Here is a 16689-nt window from a genome sequence, read left to right on the forward strand (position 1 = left end):
CGATCAGAGGCTGGATTTCTGGATGACTTGCAGGCTCATCTGCTCCAGCAATTTGTTCATGTGAATGAACTGCGCGAAGCGTTTGTCCTGGGTCTGACCATGGAAGAAGCGGTAGTAGATCTGCTGCACGATGCCGGCCAGGCGGAACAGACCGTAGGTGTAGTAGAAGTCGAAATTGTCGATCTGGATGCCCGCGCGTTCGGCGTAGTAATCGACGAACTCACGGCGGGTCAGCATGCCGGGAGCGTGGCTCGGCTGGCGGCGCATCAATTGCACCGGCGCCGGGTCGTCGGCTTCGATCCAGTAGGCGAGAGTATTGCCCAGGTCCATCAGCGGGTCGCCGAGGGTGGTCAGCTCCCAATCCAGCACGCCGATGATCTGCATCGGGTTCTCGGGGTCGAGGATCACGTTGTCGAAGCGGTAGTCGTTGTGGACGATGCTCGACGTTGGGTGATCGGCCGGCATCTTGTCATTGAGCCAGGCTTTGACCGCTTCCCACTTAGGCGCGTCCGGGGTCAGGGCTTTTTCGTAGCGCTCGCTCCAGCCTTTGATTTGCCGTGCCACATAGCCTTCGGGTTTGCCGAGGTCGCCCAGGCCATAGGCCTTGTAGTCGACCCGGTGCAGTTCCACGAACTTGTCGATGAAGCTCTTGCACAGGGTTTCGGTCTTCGCTGAATCAAGCCCCAGTTCTGGTGGCAGTTCGGAGCGCAGGATGATCCCCTTGACCCGTTCCATCACATAAAATTCGGCGCCGATCACTGATTCGTCGGTGCAGTGCACATAGGCTTTGGGGCAATAGGGAAAGCCGTCCCGCAGCTGATTGAGAATGCGAAATTCGCGGCCCATGTCGTGGGCGGACTTGGCCTTGTGGCCGAACGGTGGCCGACGCAGGACGAATTCCTGTTGGGGGTATTCCAGCAGGTAGGTCAGGTTCGACGCACCGCCCGGAAACTGGCTGATTTTCGGTAAGCCGCTCAGGCCCGGAATGTGCGCCTTGAGGTATGGATCGATCAGGCTGGCATCGAGTTCTTCGCCGGAGCGGATACGGGTGGACTGGTCAGTAAGCGCCATGCTTATCCCTTCTGCTTATTTTGGAGGCCAGACATCATTGACTAATCTAATGGTGCGCCGGGGTGGCCACAAGCGCGGCACGGTCTTATAGGTTAGCGTGTTGCCGGATAATCAGCGTTCCTGATGTGCGCGAACGGGCTCGGCGGACTATGGTTCAGTGGACCGTCGCTTCCAAGAAGGAGATTTGACATGGGGTGTCCGCAAGTTTGCGCCACCGCGACCCTGCAATGCAGTTTCGGCGCGGCACCAGCGGTACTCAACGTGTTGCCGGTGAATCGCACGCTGACCGGGGGCATGCCAGCGGCGAACATCATGGATCACATTCCGTTGGTGAACATCATGCCGTTCGGCACGTGCATGAGCATGGCCAACCCGATGGTCGCGGCCGCCACCGCCGCAGCGCTTGGCGTATTGACGCCGATGCCCTGCCTCCCGGCCACCGCCACCCCGTGGATCCCCGGCGGCGCGCCGACCCTGCTGCTGGGCGGCATGCCGGCCATCGATGCCAACAGCACCCTGATGTGCAATTGGGCAGGGGTGATAAAAATCGTGATGCCGGGGCAAATGCAGATGCTCATTCCCTGACCGCACACGATCAAACTATGGAAGCGGGCTTGCTCGCGAAGGCGGCGTGTCAGGCGACATCGATGTTGAATGTGAGGGTCTCATCGCGGGCAAGCCCGCTCCCACAGGGGATCTTCTGTGAATGCAGTATTTGTGAACAACAGTGATCACTGTGGGAGCGGGCTTGCCCGCGATAGGGGCGTCCCAGCCAATGTAGAGCTTCAGGCTTCCGTAGAATCACTCCAGCGCCTGAACCACCAGCGCACCCTCGAAATCGGCTTGCCCTCGGCATCCAGCGGTCGCCCATCGCTGGCAAAACCCTGTTCCGGTTCCAGTAACAGACCATTGAGATATCGAGCCTCGACGGCCGGTTTGCCGTTGGGATGAAAGCGCTGATACCGCCCCTCGCGCACACCATCGCGGTAGAACTCTGCTTCGGCCAGTTGCCCGTCGGGAAAGTAATTGAATGCCTCGCCATGCAGCAGCCCTCGGCGGTAAGTCGCCTTGCGCTGCAGCCAGCCTTGCGGCGCATAGAAACTCGCGACCCCCTGCAGCTTGTCACGAACAAACGGCAGCTGCGCCGAGACCTTGCCATTGGGGTGGTAAAGCAGGGTAGTGCCTTGCAGTTCGCCCTGGCTGTAGTGCAAATCAGCCTGCGCGCGCCCGTCATCCTTGATGTGCAGCGCACCGTCGAGCTGGCCATCGAGCAAGCGACCGTTAAGCTGTCTATCGTTCTGCTGCAAATCCAGCGGCGTGATGGCCATGGGTTCTCCTTGTCAGTTGACCTGCACCAGACCACCCTTGATCGTCAGCATGCCGCCACCGTCCACGGTCTGCGAAGCGGCGCCCTTGTTGGTCAGGCTGATCCCGGCATCGTTGGTCATGGTCGTGCCGGCCTTGTTCTCCAACGAGGTTCCCGCCTGATTGCTCAGGGATGTACCGGCCTTCTGGCTGATCGAGGTGCTGGCCTGGGCCGCCAGATCAGCGCCACTCTTGATCGCAAAACTGCCGCCGCTTTGCAGGGTCAGGGTACCGGTCACCTTGATGGTCAGGTTGCCGTCCACCGTCAGACTGTAATCGCCGGTGACCTTGTGCGTGTAGTTGCCACCGGTGCTGTGGGTCTGGTCCGCGCCCACGGTCACCGTGCGACTGTCCTTCACATCGAGAGTGTCACTGCCCGTCTGGATGGTCACGCTGCGTTTGCCTTTCTCCAGGGTCACGGTCTCGTCGCCTTCCTTCACCGTGCGCGTACGGGCGTTCTGTACGGTCAGGGTTTCGTCGTGGCCGACCGTGGCGGTGGTGTCGTTGAGCACGTTGATCTTCAGATCTTTCTGCGCCTGGAGAAACACTTCTTCGGCGTCCTTCTTGTCCTCGAATCGCAGCTCGTTGAAACCACCACCGCCCTTGGACGATTGGGTTTTGATCCCGGACTGGGTCTGATTCGCTGGCAGCGCATAGGGCAGGGCGTTGTCACCGTTGTAGACGCAACCCGTCACCAGCGGTCGATCGGGATCGCCATCGATAAACGTCACGATCACTTCCTGGCCGATCCGTGGCACGAACTGCATGCCAAAACCCTTGCCGCTCCAGGGCAACACAACCCGCACCCAGCAGGAACTGGCTTCGTCGTTCTTGCCGTCGCGATCCCACGGGAACTGCAACTTGATCCGGCCGTATTCGTCGGTCCAGATTTCCTCGCCGGACTTGCCGACGACGATTGCCGTTTGCGTGTGCATGCGTGGCTTGGGTGTGATTCGCGTCGGACGGTAAGGCGTGGCCTTGGGGATGGCTTCGAAGCGATTGCGATAACTGTCATGGCTGGCTTCGTGAGTCACCGCCGTTACCACCCAATCGATATTCAACGTCGAATCATCGTGCCCTGCGAGAGTGAACCAGTGCCCCGGCACCAGCCAGCGGCAATCGCTTTCACCGACAAAACGCTTCTCCTGACTGCGCAATCCATCGACACGCTGCTTGGTCAGCGCATCACCGCGCGCTTTGGTGTTGTAGCTACCGGGGTGCTCGTACATCGACCGTGGCCCGGCGACGGCTTCGGCCTGGCTGTAGAGCGAGGTGGTCGGGGTGGTGAACTCGTAATCCGTCGCCTGATACACCCCGGCCACCGCCTGTACGCAGACCTGGCCGGAGCGAATGCCGTGCAGTTCTCGCTCACCCATTTGCTGGCCGAGGTAGGTGAGCTTCGGACCGTTGGGAATCTGCGGGAAGGCGTCGTTGCTGTCACCCAACACCAGGGTGTGTTTGCCGTCCTCATGGGTGAAAAACCAGAAAATCCCTTCCTCTTCCAGCAACCGTGAAACGAAGGCGAAATCGGTTTCGCCGTACTGCACGCAGTATTCGCGCGGGGTGTAACTACCGCTCAATGACAGCTTGAAATCGGTAAAACCATGAGCCTTGAAAATCGTGGTGACGATGTCAGAGGTGCTGAGGTTCTGGAATACGCGGTTGTTGCTGGCCAGGGTCAGCCACCAGAGCCATGGCCTTAACACAAGCTGATAGCGTTCGGCGGTGGCGTCAGCCGGGAGTTGGCGGATTTCTGCGACCAATGCATCCATCGGGCGGGTGAGGGCGTCGTTGTGCAGGGTGGTGGTGAGGTGGGTGGCGATGGCCGTGGTCAGGGTGAGTGATGTGCCGTCGTTGAGGCCGTTGAGGGTTTGTGTGCCCAGCGAATTGAGGGTTTCTTCGCCGGACAGCGACTCAGGATAAAGCGCCGACAGCGAGTTGGCAGTGAGGGAGAGACTGGTGTTGCTGTCGGTAGTGCGGGGCATTGGGGGCCTCAATGGGTGGTTGGAGCTTGTGTTGTTGATTATGTGAGTAGGAACTGATCGATAATCCCAGAATTACCCATGAAAGAGTGATGTGTTTATTTGTGCTAATTATTGGCCTATGGTGTTCATGGAACGCCATGGAAATAATAGGTTAAAACACGAGGGTGCGATTGTAACTTGGAGACTCCCTCAATCGCTTTGCCGGTTGAAGCAGCGGTACCGTAGTATGCAAAGTAGGCAATGTTCCAAACTTTGACGTTGGTTTCTATTTCGTTAATTAGTTTATAGAGTTTGTTCGAGCATCCACATGGCCACACCGTCCCTTTAGCATCTCTGAATACGCCTGATACATCACGACAAGGACTATGTGTGAGTATGATGTCAACGGATATGGGGTAGATGCCAAGAGATTTTTTGTAGTAGTCCCACGTTCTGATTAATATTTCCTCTGCATGTCCTCCGAAATTTGGCTGGCTTTTGCTTTCGTCGTACGTATTCTCGAGTCTTTGTATGGGCGCGCGACCGGACCCCACTTGTGTAACATTTTCAATGTTTTTATAACCTTCGGACCAAACGGTTTCTATGGTACGGTCGTCATTGTTCCAGCGCATTATTAATCCGGTCTCACCGTTCGAGTAGGTCAGCAGGTTTTGCATGGCTCGGCGCAATGTAGGCGTAATGTTCACTTTTGTTCTCCTTTTAAGTTTAATTCACAGGATGATACCCATTGCCCATTAAAGGAGTGTTGTTATTGCCCAAGTTGATCTCTGCCATGAGGAAGCTAACGGCTGCATCACGAAATTGTGCGTTGACCGTGCACGCTGGATTGGTTGCTACGGGGGAATGTAGGGTATAAACGGCGCCGGCTGACCAGTCAGCGCCATTCCATACTCTGTCGCACGCAACCGACGCAATAATCTGATTTGCCGGGATCTCGGGAATCGCAAGTTCTTGAGCAAACAATGGCCAAAGAGCATTAACGCCGCTGACCGCTACTCCAGCAAGGCCGTCCTCGACCTGCCGTTTATGAGTGTTGGTGACTGCGCTGGTATCTAATGCCACTGCATAAATATACGTTCGTGCTACTGCAACATCCAATGGGAATAGCGCGGATGCACTAATGCGTGCAGACACACAGACAGCACTGTCAGGTTCAATGTCGCCTGCGTAGTTCGGCGTCGCTCTATAGACAGGGCTTGGCGCTGTCAAGTCCCTCCTTGAAAAACCCAGCGCGAAGATACTATGCTGACCATAAGGTGCACGACTGTCACCGCGAAAAAAAATACGAGTCGCCATTAGTTTGATTCCTTTGTATTGAACGTGTCTTGATATTGTGGTTGCCTATGAGAGCCGTTGTTAAGGGTGTCGGTATTTAAGCTAACTACTTTCCGTTGGTATGTTTTCTGGTTGCGCTATTGCTTAATGTCATGGCAAAACTCCTTGTTAACTTGTTTTACATTTTTCTACGAACTGGGCGGGCTGCATCCTGTATTCACTCCAACACCCACTCCGCCAACTTCCCCGTCACCTGCGTCATCAACACATTCTCTACATCCCTCGCTCCCGCCGCACTGCACTTGGCCAATACCGCCTGCACTATCCCGGCATCAAACTCAAACTGTTTCCCGGTCGCAGCCTTGTAGCGTCCGCGCAATTTCTCCAGTTTCGCCAGCACAATCCCTTCCAGCGTCACCTCATCCAGAGGCCGATACGCCACCACCGTCATGCGCGCCAGAAACGCTGGTCGAAACGCTTTCAGCAGCACTTTGTGCAACGCTTCATTGAAGGCATCGGTGCCCAGTTGCGCGACCGGTGTGTCGAGCAGCAATTCAGCGCCAACGTTGCTAGTGGCGAGCATCACGGTGTTTTTGAAATCCACCACCAACCCGGTGCCGTCTTCCATCACGCCTTTGTCGAAGACGTTGTAGAAGGCTTCGAGCACATCCGGATGGGCTTTTTCGATTTCATCCAGCAGCACCACCGAATAGGGTTTGCGCCGCACCGCTTCGGTGAGTACGCCACCGCTGCCATAACCGACGTAGCCGGGCGGGGCGCCTTTGAGTTGGCTGACGGTGTGGGCTTCCTGGTATTCGGAAAGGTTGATACTGATGAGGTTGCGTTCGCCGCCGTAGAGCGCGTCGGCCAACGCATAAGCGGTTTCGGTTTTGCCCACGCCCGTGGGGCCAACCAGCAGGAATACGCCGACCGGTTTTTGCGGGTCGGTGAGGCCGGCGCGGTAGGCTTGCAGGCGTTGGGCGATGGTGTTCAGCGCGGTGCTTTGGCCCATGACCCGCTGGCCCATGCGCTGGCCGAGGGTGCGTACGGCGTGGGCTTCGTCGGCGAGCATTTTGCCCACCGGGATGCCGGTCCAGCCGGCGATCACGGCGGCCACGGTTTTTGCGTCGACCTGTTCCGGCACCAGCGGATCGTCCTGGCGAATGGCATCCAGACCGGCCTCGAGTCGTACCAGTTCCGCGGCCAGATGATCGATGCGGCTGTCGGTGGCTTCGTCCGGTTTGTCGTTGTCGGCGCGCTCGCTCAAAGTGAGTAACTCGCGGCGGGTTTCCAGCAGTTCGCGCACGGCGATCCGTTCTTCGTTCCAGCGGATTTCCAGGTCGCGAATGGCTTGCACATTACCGACGGATTCGGTTTCCAGCAGGGTGATGCGTTCCCGGTGATCGAGCCCGGTGGCTTGTTCGCGACGCAGGCGTTCGACTTCATCCTTGAGGCTGTTCTGGCGATGGCGCAGGCTTTCCAGCGGTGGCGGCACGTCGTGCTGGCCGAGGGCGACCCGGGCGCAGGCGGTGTCAAGCACGCTGATGGCTTTGTCCGGCAACTGACGCCCGGAGATGTAGCGGTGGGACAGTTTCACTGCTTCGTGGATCGCCGCGTCCAGCACCTGCACGCCGTGGTGCTGTTCCAGTTTCGCGGCCACGCCACGGAGCATTTCCACGGCGGTGGTTTCGTCCGGCTCCTCGACTTGCACCAACTGAAAACGGCGGGCGAGGGCCGGGTCTTTCTCGAAGTATTTTTTGTACTCGAGCCAGGTCGTGGCGGCGAGGGTGCGCAACTCGCCACGGGCCAGCGCCGGCTTGAGCAGGTTGGCCGCGTCGCTGCCGCCTTCTGCGCCGCCAGCGCCAATCAGGGTATGGGCTTCGTCGATAAACAGAATGATCGGTTTGTCGGCGCTGCGCACCGCGTCAATCACACCTTTGAGCCGCTGTTCGAACTCGCCTTTGACCCCGGCGCCGGCCTGCAACAAACCGAGGTCGAGCACCCGCAGGCTGACTTCCTGCAACGACGGCGGTACATCGCCAGCAGCAATGCGCAGGGCCAGGCCTTCGACCACCGCCGTTTTGCCCACGCCCGGCGCGCCGACCAGGATCGGATTGTTCTGCCGACGCCTGAGCAGGATGTCGATGCACTGGCGAATCTCGCCGTCGCGTCCGACGATGGGGTCGATGCGCCCGGCGTGGGCGTCGGCGGTCAGGTCCTGGGTGAACTGATCGAGCACCGAGTCCTGTTTCGGCTGCGGCTTGCCGGCATTGACAGGCCGCGTGCCGCCGACGTGTTCGCGAGAGTTTTCGGTCCACTCCAGCAGGTTGCTGCGCAAGGCTTCCCGCGGAATTTTCAACAGCGACGAGGCGCTATTGAGCAGCAGACTGCGGCGTTCATCGCGGTCGAGCAAGGCCAGCAGCAGCAAGCCGGAACGGATGCTGTCGAGACCGAGCACACTGGCCTGAACCACCGCGTCTTCGAGCAGCCCGATGGTTTGCGCCGAGAGCGCCGGGGTGCGGGTGCTGCCGGATTTGAACAGTTCCAGGGACTTGTTGATTTCCGCCGTCAGGGCATCGCGTTCCAGGCCGAAGCGCGGCAGCAGCCAGGCGAAGTCACCGCCCTCGATGTCCAGCAACTCAAGCAGCAGGTGCTCGATTTCGACGTAATGATGACCCCGTTGCAGGCAGCGTTGCGCGGCCCGTTCGAGGGCGCGGCGGTTGTCCGGGTTGAGGCGTCCGATCAGGCTGGCCAGTTCCATGTTCAGGTGATCTCCAGCTGACGAAGGCGGGTTTCGATCTGCTGCACGGCAAGGCTGGTCTGGCGTTGCAGGCCACCGCTCCAACTGAGCAAGGGCGGGGCCTGGCGACCGAGTTTTATCGGGCTGGCACCGCGCACCAACAGCACCAGCGTGCAATCCAGATCGGGGCCGAAATACAACGCGCTGAGGCTGGCCAGTGCTGGATGGGATTCGCCGTCCGGCAGAAACCGCGCCGCCTGCGCCGAGGTCAGCGGACCGAGCGTCAGGCGGATGCCGGCGTGTTCATCCCAGACTCGGGTGCCGGCCACGGCGCTGCGGCCCAGTTGCAGGTTGCGGCCTCCCGGTTGCAGGCGGCTGCGACTGGCCGGGGGGATGTCCCGCCAGGCACCTTCATAGGCGCTGAGTGCGACCGGCAGTTCGAAGTGCTCGCGCACGATCGCGGCGAAGCCGGCGAGGGAGCGACGACCGTCGGCAAACAGCGCGCTGCATGCCAGTACGGCGGAATCGGGAACAGCCTGACGTTCCTGCAAGGCTTTGGGCAACAACCCGGTCAGCGCCCGCAGTTGCGCCTGCACCGGGGACGCGCCGGGGGCTGTGAAGCCAATGGCAATCCGGTGTTTGCGCATCACCTTGTACAGCAAGCTGAGCAAGCGATGCTGGAACAGGTCGAGGAACTCGGCCGGTGCATGGTCCTTGGCGCGAGCCCGTTGTTGCAGCCATTCCTGATAGGCGTAGGGCAGGGGGCCGTCGGGCCCGCCGAGGCCAAACACCGGCGTGCTGAGCGTCGGTTGCTGGCCCGTTTCCTGGGTCAGGCTTTCGATTTCGCTGGCGGAAAAAAGCGGCGTTAACGGCCCGCGCAGGCGCAGGGCTTCCGCTTGAGGCGCGGTGCCGCTGCCCAGGGATTCGGCTTGTGGGTGTTCACGCTCCAGCAGCAGCAACGCCTGCAATAATTCGAACGCCTGTGGATCGCGCCGCAGCTTCTGGCTCAGGCTCAGAGGGAGAGTGGCATGCCGGCTTGGGGTTGCCATGTCTTGACCTCCTTGTCTGACTGGATCAGGACCGTGCGCACAAAGCGATTGGCCGTGGCATAGAGTGAAAAGAATTGCGCCAGCACCGCTGAAAACATCACGGCGCTGCTGCCGACGAAATGCTGCGGATCGAGTTGCAGCTGAACCTCCAGCCCATTGCGCCAGCCGCGCCACGCATCTTCACCGACATGGGCGATCACCCGTTCACAGCCAAGGCCGAGCAAACCTTCGATCTGCCGCAGGGCGCTGGCCTCGTCACGCAGGTTGTGCAACTGAAGTATTTCCTTGAGGGCATCCAGCGCCTGCGGACCCTCGACCAGCGACAAATGATTGAGGGTCAGTTGCGATACCAGCCGCCAACGGGATTCGCCGTCCAGTCGTGGCAAACTCTGCGGGCTGGGAGGGTTGCGCAGACGAGCCCAGGCCACTGGCCCCGGTCGTTCGAAACCCAGTGGCGTACCGGCCGGCAAGCTTTGGGCCAGATGTCGGTTGGTACACAGCAGTTCGGCGGTGAGGCTGTATTCGGTGGCCTCGGACAATGGGTCGAGACGGGTGTCCACCAGGCTCACCATCAAGTCGGTGCCCAGACGATTCGGGGTCATGCCGCTGACCCGTCGCGCGTGCCAGTAGCATTGCTTTTCACCGCCGATATGCTGGCTGCCGTAATAAGCGGGAACGCGCAGCACCCCCTGACTGGAACTGGCGCGCATCGCCCGGATGCTGTGGATCTCGACGCTGTTTTCCCGATGACTGTCGGCCACCAGGCGGTACTCACTGCGGGTGCCGTCCGGGCGCAGGGGCTCCGAGGTTCGTGGGAACAGATTGATCACCGGCGCACAGCCCAAGGCGAAGTCGCTGGCCTGAAGGTGCAGACGGTTGGCCGGGGCGCGGTCGAAGACGATGTACAGGTACAGCATCTGGCTGTCGCTGGTGGCACCGGCCAACGGGATATCGAAGAAATTGAATTTGTCCGGGAAGGCAAAGTACTCGGCGAGCAGGCGCATGCCCGGATGCACGCCGTCCTCGTCCGGCAACAGCACTTCGTCGCTGGCAAAACCGACAATGTCCGGCAACCCCGCCAACACTTTCGGCACGCTGCCGACGGGGCCGGCCAGCACCTTCACGGCGTGGGCGCCGAGCAGGTCATACAAGCAGGCGTTGATCACCGGGGAGGCGGCCAGGTGCACGCGCAACTGTTTGATCGCCAACTCCGACCACTGGCTTTCACCGAGGCAACGCAGGCTCAGGCGCAGGGCCGAGCGCGCTTGCGCCACACCAGTCAGAGCCTGTGCTTCGTCGCTGCCCAGCAACAGCGCTTCATTGATTTCCAGCGGCCACAATCGAACCGCGGCGCTGGTGCGAAAATGGATGCTTTCGCCTTTGCTGGTGGTGACGAACAGTGGCGTGTCCCTGGGCAACGGGTATCCGCCGGCGAGGTTGCCTTTGCTCGGATCCGGCTCGAACTGCACGATTGCGCAGGACGGTAATGGCCGCATCGCCAGCGGGTAAAGCTGTTCGAGCAAGGCGTCGCTGAATTCGGCGTAGTCGTCATCGAGCCGCCGTTGCAAGCGCGCCGCGAGCAAGGCGAAACCTTCGAGCAGGCGTTCGACATGCGGGTCGGGGCATTCACCGGGGGACAATTCCAGGCGTCTGGCGACCTTGGGATAACGCTCGGCAAAAATGCTCCCGGCGTGCCGCAGCCAGGTCAGTTCGCGCTGGTAGTAATCGAGCAGTTGCGGGTCAATCGAGTCGCTCATGACGCACCTCAAGGCCATCGCCCGCCTTCTCGATGACAAATGCCACGGGCCAGTGCTGCTGGCCGCTGCGCAACTCGCCCAGCAGCCGAATGCTCAGTTGCTGCGGATGGCCGGGGACCGGATTGACCTGAACCTCGCCCAGTTGCAGGCGCGGTTCGAAGTGGGTGATGGCCACGCGGACTTCCCGTGCCAACTGACGACGGTCATCGCTGCGCTGCTGTTGCAAGGCGGTCCAGTCAGCGATGCCGTAGTCGAGAATGCTCGGTGGGGAGGTCAGTGGACGTTGGCCGCGTCGGGTGTTGAACAGGCGCAGCAACTCCGTGTGCACCGAGTCGAGCAGCCCTTGGCGATCGAACACCTGCATGGTGTCGACCTCGCTTGAAGCGAGGCGCTCGAACAACGGTGGGAGGATGCCGGTGCCAGCCATGACCGACGCGTCCGCTTACTTGGCTTTGATGAGTTTGTTGGCGGCCATGTCCCAGGTCGAGGCGGCCGTGCCTTCCTTGGTGCCGTCGTCTTTCTGGGCGGTGAGTTCCCACTTGATCTTGGTGAAGTTCAGCGACAGGGTTTCCACCGGTTTGCCACCCGTACCGCCACTGACGCTGACGTTGGACAGCACGACGTTGGTCAGGGTGTAGATGATGAACGGCATCAGCTGACCGCTGCCTTCGGCGGCGTTGCGACCGATGGTGATTTTGGCTTCCGGGATCGGTTTGCCGGCGCAGCAATATTCGTTGAGGGAGGGCGTCGAGCTGTCGACGAATTTGGTCAGGGTGAACTCGCCGATGTGCGGCTTGCCGGAGGTCCGCTCCGAGTTGCTGACGTCGTTGGTCACCTGCATCGCCACGTTGTGGCTGTAGGACATGACCTCGATCTTGTCCTTGTAACCCTCGAGCAGGCTATCGCCTTTGATGTCGCCGCCGAGGTCGAGAATGATTGCATCCATCGCATGAAACTCCTGAAAGTAATCGCTATAGACAAGTGGGGTGAATGCCCAATGCCAATCAGTTAGAAGCGAACACTGAATCTGTTAAGCCAAACACCGAACCTGTGGCGAGGGAGCTTGCTCCCGCTGGACTGCGTAGCAGTCCCATTTTTTGGGGCCGCTTCGCGCCCCAGCGGGAGCAAGCTCCCTCGCCACAGTTTTCAGTGGTACCACAGACTCCAGTGGTGCCACAGGTTTCAGTGGTCAGGCGGCTACCGGTGGCGGCAGGGTCGCGACCAGGCGGATCGACGCGGTCAGCTCTTCGAGCTGGAAGTGTGGCCGCAGGAACACCGTGGCCTTGTAGGCACCCGGTTTGCCGGCGACCTCGGTCACATCCACCCGGGCTTCACGCAACGGGTACTGCGCCTTGATCTCTTGCGGCGCGTTGTCGTTGATCAGCACGTAGTCGGCGATCCAGTTGTTGAGGTAGGTCTGCACGTTGTCGCGGGTCATGAAGCTGCCGACCTTGTCGCGCATGATCACCTTCAGGTAATGGGCGAAACGCGAGGCCGCGAGCACGTACGGCAACATCGCCGAAATCCGCGCGTTGGCGTTCGCCTCATTGGTGTTGTAGAGCTTGGATTTGTTGGTGGTCTGGCCGCCGAAGAACACCGCCACATCGCTGTTTTTCTTGTGACACAGGGCGATGAAGCCAAGGTCGTTGAGCTCTTTCTCGCGACGGTCGGTGATCGCCACTTCGGTCGGGCATTTGAGCGACAGATCGCCAGAGGTGGTGCGGAAGGTATGGGCCGGCAGGCCTTCCACCGCACCACCGCCTTCGGCACCGCGAATCGCCGCGCACCAGCCGTACTTGGCGAAGGCTTCGGTGATTCGTTGCGACAAGGCCCACGCAGCATTGCCCCACAGGTATTTGCCGTGGTCGCTGCCGTTGACGTCTTCGACGTAGTTGATGCCTTCCACCGGCGATGTGTCAGGGCCGTAGGGCAGACGCAGCAGAAAGTGCGGCAGCACCAGCGACACGTAGCGCGAATCTTCGCTTTCGCGGAACGAGCGCCACTTGATCAGCTCCTGGCTCTCGAAGACTTTCGACAGGTCACGGGGCACGGCCAGTTCGGTGAAGCTGTTCATGTCGAACAGCCGAGGGCTGGCGGCAGCAATGAACGGTGCGTGAGCGGCCGCGGCGACGTTCGAGAGTTTCTCCAGCAGGCCGATGTCTTGCGGGTGCCGGCCGAAGGTGTAGTCCCCCACCAGCAGGCTGAACGGGTGGCCGCCGAAGGTGCCGTATTCTTCTTCGTAGATCTTCTTGAACAGCGCGCTCTGGTCGAACTCGACGGCTTTTTCCAGATCGTTCTGCAGCTCTTTCTGGGTCACGTTGAGCAACCGCAGTTTCAGCCGGGAACTGGTTTCGGTGTTCTGCACCAGCAGGTGCAGGCCACGCCAGGAGGCTTCGAGTTTCTGCAGGTCCGGGTGGTGCAACACTTCGTTCAGTTGAGCGCTGATCAACTCGTCGATCTGGCTGATGCGGTCGTTGATCATCGCCACGGTGTCCTTGTCGATGGCCATGCCTTCGTCGAGTACCTGGGTGGCGAATTCCGCGAGCATGTCGCGGGCGTAATCCTGCTGGCTGTCGTCATGGGCCATGCGGCCTTTGGCGATTATTTCATCGAGCAGAGACAAGGTCTGGGCGGTACTGTCGCTGGCTTGGCTCTGGGCGGCGGATGAGGCGGGCATGGCAAATTCTCCCTAAGTGGATGAACGATCAGGCTTGCGGTTCGGCCGGTACTTCTGCATCGCCTGCGGGGGCAGGGGCGGCGGTTTCCGGGCGGGCAGACTTGATCTCTTGCAGTCCCTCGGTGTTGGCGATGACGTCGCGCAACAGCTTGTCCAGATCATCGTTGCCATCGAGCTTGGTCAGCAGATCGCGCAGACGCTGACGGGCTTCGAACAAACGCCGTAGCGGCGTGACCTGCTCAACCACCTTCACCGGATCGAAGTCATCGATGTGTTTGAAGTTGAGCTCGATGTTGAGTTTGCTGTCGTCGCCGCTGAGGGTATTGGTGACCTGCAAGGTGGCGCGCGGACCGATCGAGGCGAGCACTTCGTTGAAGTTATCGCGGTCGATTTCGGTGAAGCGCCGTTCATTCAATTTCGGTAGTGGCTCCAGAGGCTTGCCGGAGAGGTCGGCAAGAATGCCGACCACCAAGGGCAATTCTTTCTTCTCGATGGCGTTGCCGATTTCGACGTCGTAGGTGATTTGCACCCGGGGCGGGCGAACCCTGTCGAGCTTGTGCTGAGTACTTTCTGCCATGGTGGCTGACTCCGATGCATGAGGCGGGCGCAATGCATCGGGAGGCCCGTTTCATCGCATTCCCTTACTGGACCGTAGGTTAGAAAGGGAGGGCAGAGGACCTGTCATTCCTTTGACGAACCTTCCACATTCGTCGTGCCGACCGAACTACCCAAGACGCTAGAACAGGTCTATAAAAAAGCAAACAAAAAGCATTTTTGGACTGTATCGAGAAAAGGAAAATTCATTTTGTATGCACGTTTTCTTTCTTTGGTTCTGCTCCTGTCACTCGCCGGGTGTTCGTTGTTCGGACCTCGTGTCGACCTCGATAACCTGACGCTGGACGTCGCGCCCCGCGCCAACGATGACACGCCGATCGCGGTGGACTTCATTGCGGTGAACGACGCGGATCTGCTCAAGCAATTGTCGGGCATCACCGCCCGGCAGTGGTTCGCCGAACGTGAGCAGTTCCAGCGCGACTATCGACAGTTGATGACGGTCTGGGGACTGGAGCTGGTGCCCGGTCAATTCATCGACAAACAACCCTTCCCGCTGGGGGGCAAGCGGGCGGCTGGACTTTTAGTCTTCGCCAGCTATAACACTCCCGGAGCACACCGGTTACGGCTGGACGATCAGAGCAACGCCTGGCTCAAGTTCGACAGTCGCGAGATGACGCTGGTCAGCGACCACCCGAACTGAACACAAACCGGTGGGAGCGAGCCTGCTCGCGATGACGGCGGTACATTCAGCTTCAATGTTGGTTGACCCACTGCTATCGCGAGCAGGTTCGCTCCCACAGGGGTTGTGGTGTTCAAGTCAGGCCGCCCATGTTTTGTGCGGCAATAAGAGATGTCGAAGGGAGTCGTATGAGTCTGCTACCTGACGCGGTTTGCTGGCATGAGGGCATGCAGTTATTGCCCCAGCATTTTCAGTTGCAAGGGCTGCGGGCCGAGGCGCTGGTGGCGCATTTCGCCCAGGCCTGTAATCCGTGGTTCTGGGGCGTGACCCGCGTCGAATTCGATCCCTCGGCACTGAGCGCGGGGCTGGTACGACTGATCAGTTTACAGGCGACCTTGCCGGACGGTTTGCCGGTCAATCTGCAGGCCGGTGTGGGGCCGATGCTGGAGCTCGACGTCAGCGAGGCAATCGATGCCACGGACAACGCCACCGTCACCGTGTACCTGGCAATCAGTCCACTGTGGCGCGCCGGGCAGTTGCTGCCGCTCAAGGGGCGACTGCAATCGGTGGTCGGCGATGCGTTGCCGGACCTCACGAGCGGCGAGTACCCCGAATCGATCACGGTCTGGCGTCCGAACCCGCGCTTGTGCACACAACTGAACAAGGCGGATTCCGTCTGCCTGCCACTGCTGAGAATTCGCAAGGAGGGCGGCGGCTTTCTCCAATTGCCTTACACCCCACCGACGCCGTGCCTGTTGCCCGAGTCGGTAATGGGTCGGCGCGTGGCCGGGCTGTGCGCCAGGGCACGGGAGAAATGCATGTTCCTCGCCGGTCGTTTGCGCCAGGCGCAGCAGGCCGGCAATCAGGACGACGCGCTGGAAATTCGCCGCCAGTTGACGGCGCTCTGGGCGCGGCTGCCGGAGGTCGAAGGCCTGCTGAACAGTCGAGTGGCGACGCCTCAAGCGCTGTATGGCTTGCTGCTCGGGCTGGCCGGTGCCTGGTCGTCGCTCGATCCATTGGCCGGTGTTCCGGCGTTCGCACCGCTGGACTTTCTTGAGTTGCAGCGCGGCTATGAAGCGGTGCTCGACTGGCTTGAAAAGACCCTCGAACTGATCCGCGCCGGATATCGCAGCCTGGCGTTCGAACGCAATGAACAAACCTTCTCGATTCAATTGCCCGACGATCAGCCAAGCCAACGGCTGGTCATCGGTTTGCGCATGCCCAACGGTGCCAGCGAGCAGGCCGCGAGCGAATGGTTGCGCGGGGCGATCATTGCGTCGCAGCCACACATCGCGCTGCTCAGTCGCCAGCGCATGAGCGGTTTGTCCCATCAGGCCATGAGTCGCAATGAACAAGTGGCCTACAGCGTCGGCGACGATACGCGGTTGTTTGTGGTGACGGCCGAAGGCCAATGGTTCGACGGGCAGTTGCCGTTGCTGATTGCCGCACCGGCTTCCAGGCTGGCCAGCAGTCCATGGCAAGTGGTGTTGTTTGTCGCCCAGGCGAGTGAAAGTGCTTGATCAAGGAAGGAACGTC

The 16689-nt window shown here is 60.2% G+C and carries 15 protein-coding genes; 3 read left to right on the forward strand and 12 right to left on the reverse strand.

Going from position 1 to position 16689, the window contains the following annotated elements:
* Positions 1–3 precede the first annotated feature (3 nt).
* Positions 4–1071 (reverse strand): phosphotransferase family protein, encoded by a 1068-nt coding sequence (locus AB7M26_RS16940; RefSeq protein ID WP_123495164.1) that lies wholly within the window; start codon positions 1069–1071, stop codon positions 4–6.
* A 189-nt stretch (positions 1072–1260) separates the two neighbouring features.
* Between AB7M26_RS16940 and AB7M26_RS16945 the strand changes: the two genes are divergently transcribed.
* The gene (locus tag AB7M26_RS16945; protein WP_123495162.1) at positions 1261–1656 is read left to right on the forward strand and encodes a DUF4280 domain-containing protein; all 396 of its coding nucleotides are present in this window, start codon (positions 1261–1263) and stop codon (positions 1654–1656) included.
* 200 nt (positions 1657–1856) lie between these two features.
* On the opposite strand, the gene AB7M26_RS16950 is transcribed toward AB7M26_RS16945, so the two are convergent.
* The 11 genes from AB7M26_RS16950 to tssB form a co-directional block, all read right to left on the reverse strand.
* On the reverse strand, positions 1857–2399 hold the full coding sequence (locus AB7M26_RS16950) for a toxin-antitoxin system YwqK family antitoxin (RefSeq protein ID WP_123495160.1): 543 nt from the start codon (positions 2397–2399) through the stop codon (positions 1857–1859).
* 12 nt (positions 2400–2411) lie between these two features.
* Positions 2412–4421, reverse strand: a complete 2010-nt coding sequence (gene tssI / locus AB7M26_RS16955; RefSeq protein ID WP_123495158.1) for a type VI secretion system Vgr family protein — start codon at positions 4419–4421, stop codon at positions 2412–2414.
* 125 nt (positions 4422–4546) lie between these two features.
* Positions 4547–5107, reverse strand: coding sequence for a hypothetical protein (locus AB7M26_RS16960; RefSeq protein WP_123495156.1), 561 nt, complete (start codon positions 5105–5107; stop codon positions 4547–4549).
* A 19-nt stretch (positions 5108–5126) separates the two neighbouring features.
* Positions 5127–5717 carry a hypothetical protein gene (locus AB7M26_RS16965; RefSeq protein ID WP_148050128.1) on the reverse strand — a complete coding sequence of 197 codons (591 nt, stop codon included), beginning with the start codon at positions 5715–5717 and terminating at the stop codon, positions 5127–5129.
* A gap of 196 nt (positions 5718–5913) precedes the next feature.
* Positions 5914–8457, reverse strand: coding sequence for a type VI secretion system ATPase TssH (gene tssH / locus AB7M26_RS16970; protein WP_123495154.1), 2544 nt, complete (start codon positions 8455–8457; stop codon positions 5914–5916).
* A 2-nt stretch (positions 8458–8459) separates the two neighbouring features.
* Positions 8460–9485, reverse strand: coding sequence for a type VI secretion system baseplate subunit TssG (tssG, locus tag AB7M26_RS16975; RefSeq protein WP_123495152.1), 1026 nt, complete (start codon positions 9483–9485; stop codon positions 8460–8462).
* The gene (gene tssF, locus AB7M26_RS16980; protein WP_123495150.1) at positions 9449–11242 is read right to left on the reverse strand and encodes a type VI secretion system baseplate subunit TssF; all 1794 of its coding nucleotides are present in this window, start codon (positions 11240–11242) and stop codon (positions 9449–9451) included. Before tssF ends, tssG begins: the two co-directional genes overlap by 37 nt.
* Positions 11226–11669 carry a type VI secretion system baseplate subunit TssE gene (tssE, locus tag AB7M26_RS16985; protein WP_123495148.1) on the reverse strand — a complete coding sequence of 148 codons (444 nt, stop codon included), beginning with the start codon at positions 11667–11669 and terminating at the stop codon, positions 11226–11228. Before tssE ends, tssF begins: the two co-directional genes overlap by 17 nt.
* 15 nt (positions 11670–11684) lie before the next feature.
* On the reverse strand, positions 11685–12188 hold the full coding sequence (locus tag AB7M26_RS16990) for an Hcp family type VI secretion system effector (RefSeq protein WP_038984147.1): 504 nt from the start codon (positions 12186–12188) through the stop codon (positions 11685–11687).
* Between the two features lie 243 nt (positions 12189–12431).
* Positions 12432–13919 (reverse strand): type VI secretion system contractile sheath large subunit, encoded by a 1488-nt coding sequence (tssC, locus tag AB7M26_RS16995; protein WP_123495146.1) that lies wholly within the window; start codon positions 13917–13919, stop codon positions 12432–12434.
* 28 nt (positions 13920–13947) lie between these two features.
* Positions 13948–14496 carry a type VI secretion system contractile sheath small subunit gene (tssB, locus tag AB7M26_RS17000; RefSeq protein WP_007906307.1) on the reverse strand — a complete coding sequence of 183 codons (549 nt, stop codon included), beginning with the start codon at positions 14494–14496 and terminating at the stop codon, positions 13948–13950.
* Positions 14497–14724: 228 nt separating this feature from the next.
* Here tssB and AB7M26_RS17005 point away from each other — a divergent pair, with 228 nt between their 5' ends.
* Entirely contained in the window at positions 14725–15174 is a 450-nt protein-coding gene (locus AB7M26_RS17005; protein ID WP_123495144.1) for a type VI secretion protein, read from the forward strand.
* A gap of 167 nt (positions 15175–15341) precedes the next feature.
* Positions 15342–16673: a type VI secretion system baseplate subunit TssK gene (tssK, locus tag AB7M26_RS17010; RefSeq protein ID WP_123495142.1), complete on the forward strand. Its 1332-nt coding sequence runs from the start codon at positions 15342–15344 to the stop codon at positions 16671–16673.
* Positions 16674–16689 lie beyond the last annotated feature (16 nt).

It is taken from the genome of Pseudomonas sp. F-14 TE3482, from assembly GCF_053629455.1.

Coding starts and splice junctions, on each gene's coding strand:
- tssF (WP_123495150.1), bottom strand. CDS start 11,242: ATGAGCGACTCGATTGACCCGCAACTGCTCGATTACTACCAGCGCGAA.
- tssB (WP_007906307.1), bottom strand. CDS start 14,496: ATGGCAGAAAGTACTCAGCACAAGCTCGACAGGGTTCGCCCGCCCCGG.
- tssH (WP_123495154.1), bottom strand. CDS start 8,457: ATGGAACTGGCCAGCCTGATCGGACGCCTCAACCCGGACAACCGCCGC.
- AB7M26_RS16965 (WP_148050128.1), bottom strand. CDS start 5,717: ATGGCGACTCGTATTTTTTTTCGCGGTGACAGTCGTGCACCTTATGGT.
- AB7M26_RS16990 (WP_038984147.1), bottom strand. CDS start 12,188: ATGGATGCAATCATTCTCGACCTCGGCGGCGACATCAAAGGCGATAGC.
- tssG (WP_123495152.1), bottom strand. CDS start 9,485: ATGGCAACCCCAAGCCGGCATGCCACTCTCCCTCTGAGCCTGAGCCAG.
- AB7M26_RS16940 (WP_123495164.1), bottom strand. CDS start 1,071: ATGGCGCTTACTGACCAGTCCACCCGTATCCGCTCCGGCGAAGAACTC.
- tssK (WP_123495142.1), top strand. CDS start 15,342: ATGAGTCTGCTACCTGACGCGGTTTGCTGGCATGAGGGCATGCAGTTA.
- AB7M26_RS16945 (WP_123495162.1), top strand. CDS start 1,261: ATGGGGTGTCCGCAAGTTTGCGCCACCGCGACCCTGCAATGCAGTTTC.
- tssC (WP_123495146.1), bottom strand. CDS start 13,919: ATGCCCGCCTCATCCGCCGCCCAGAGCCAAGCCAGCGACAGTACCGCC.
- AB7M26_RS16950 (WP_123495160.1), bottom strand. CDS start 2,399: ATGGCCATCACGCCGCTGGATTTGCAGCAGAACGATAGACAGCTTAAC.
- tssE (WP_123495148.1), bottom strand. CDS start 11,669: ATGGCTGGCACCGGCATCCTCCCACCGTTGTTCGAGCGCCTCGCTTCA.
- tssI (WP_123495158.1), bottom strand. CDS start 4,421: ATGCCCCGCACTACCGACAGCAACACCAGTCTCTCCCTCACTGCCAAC.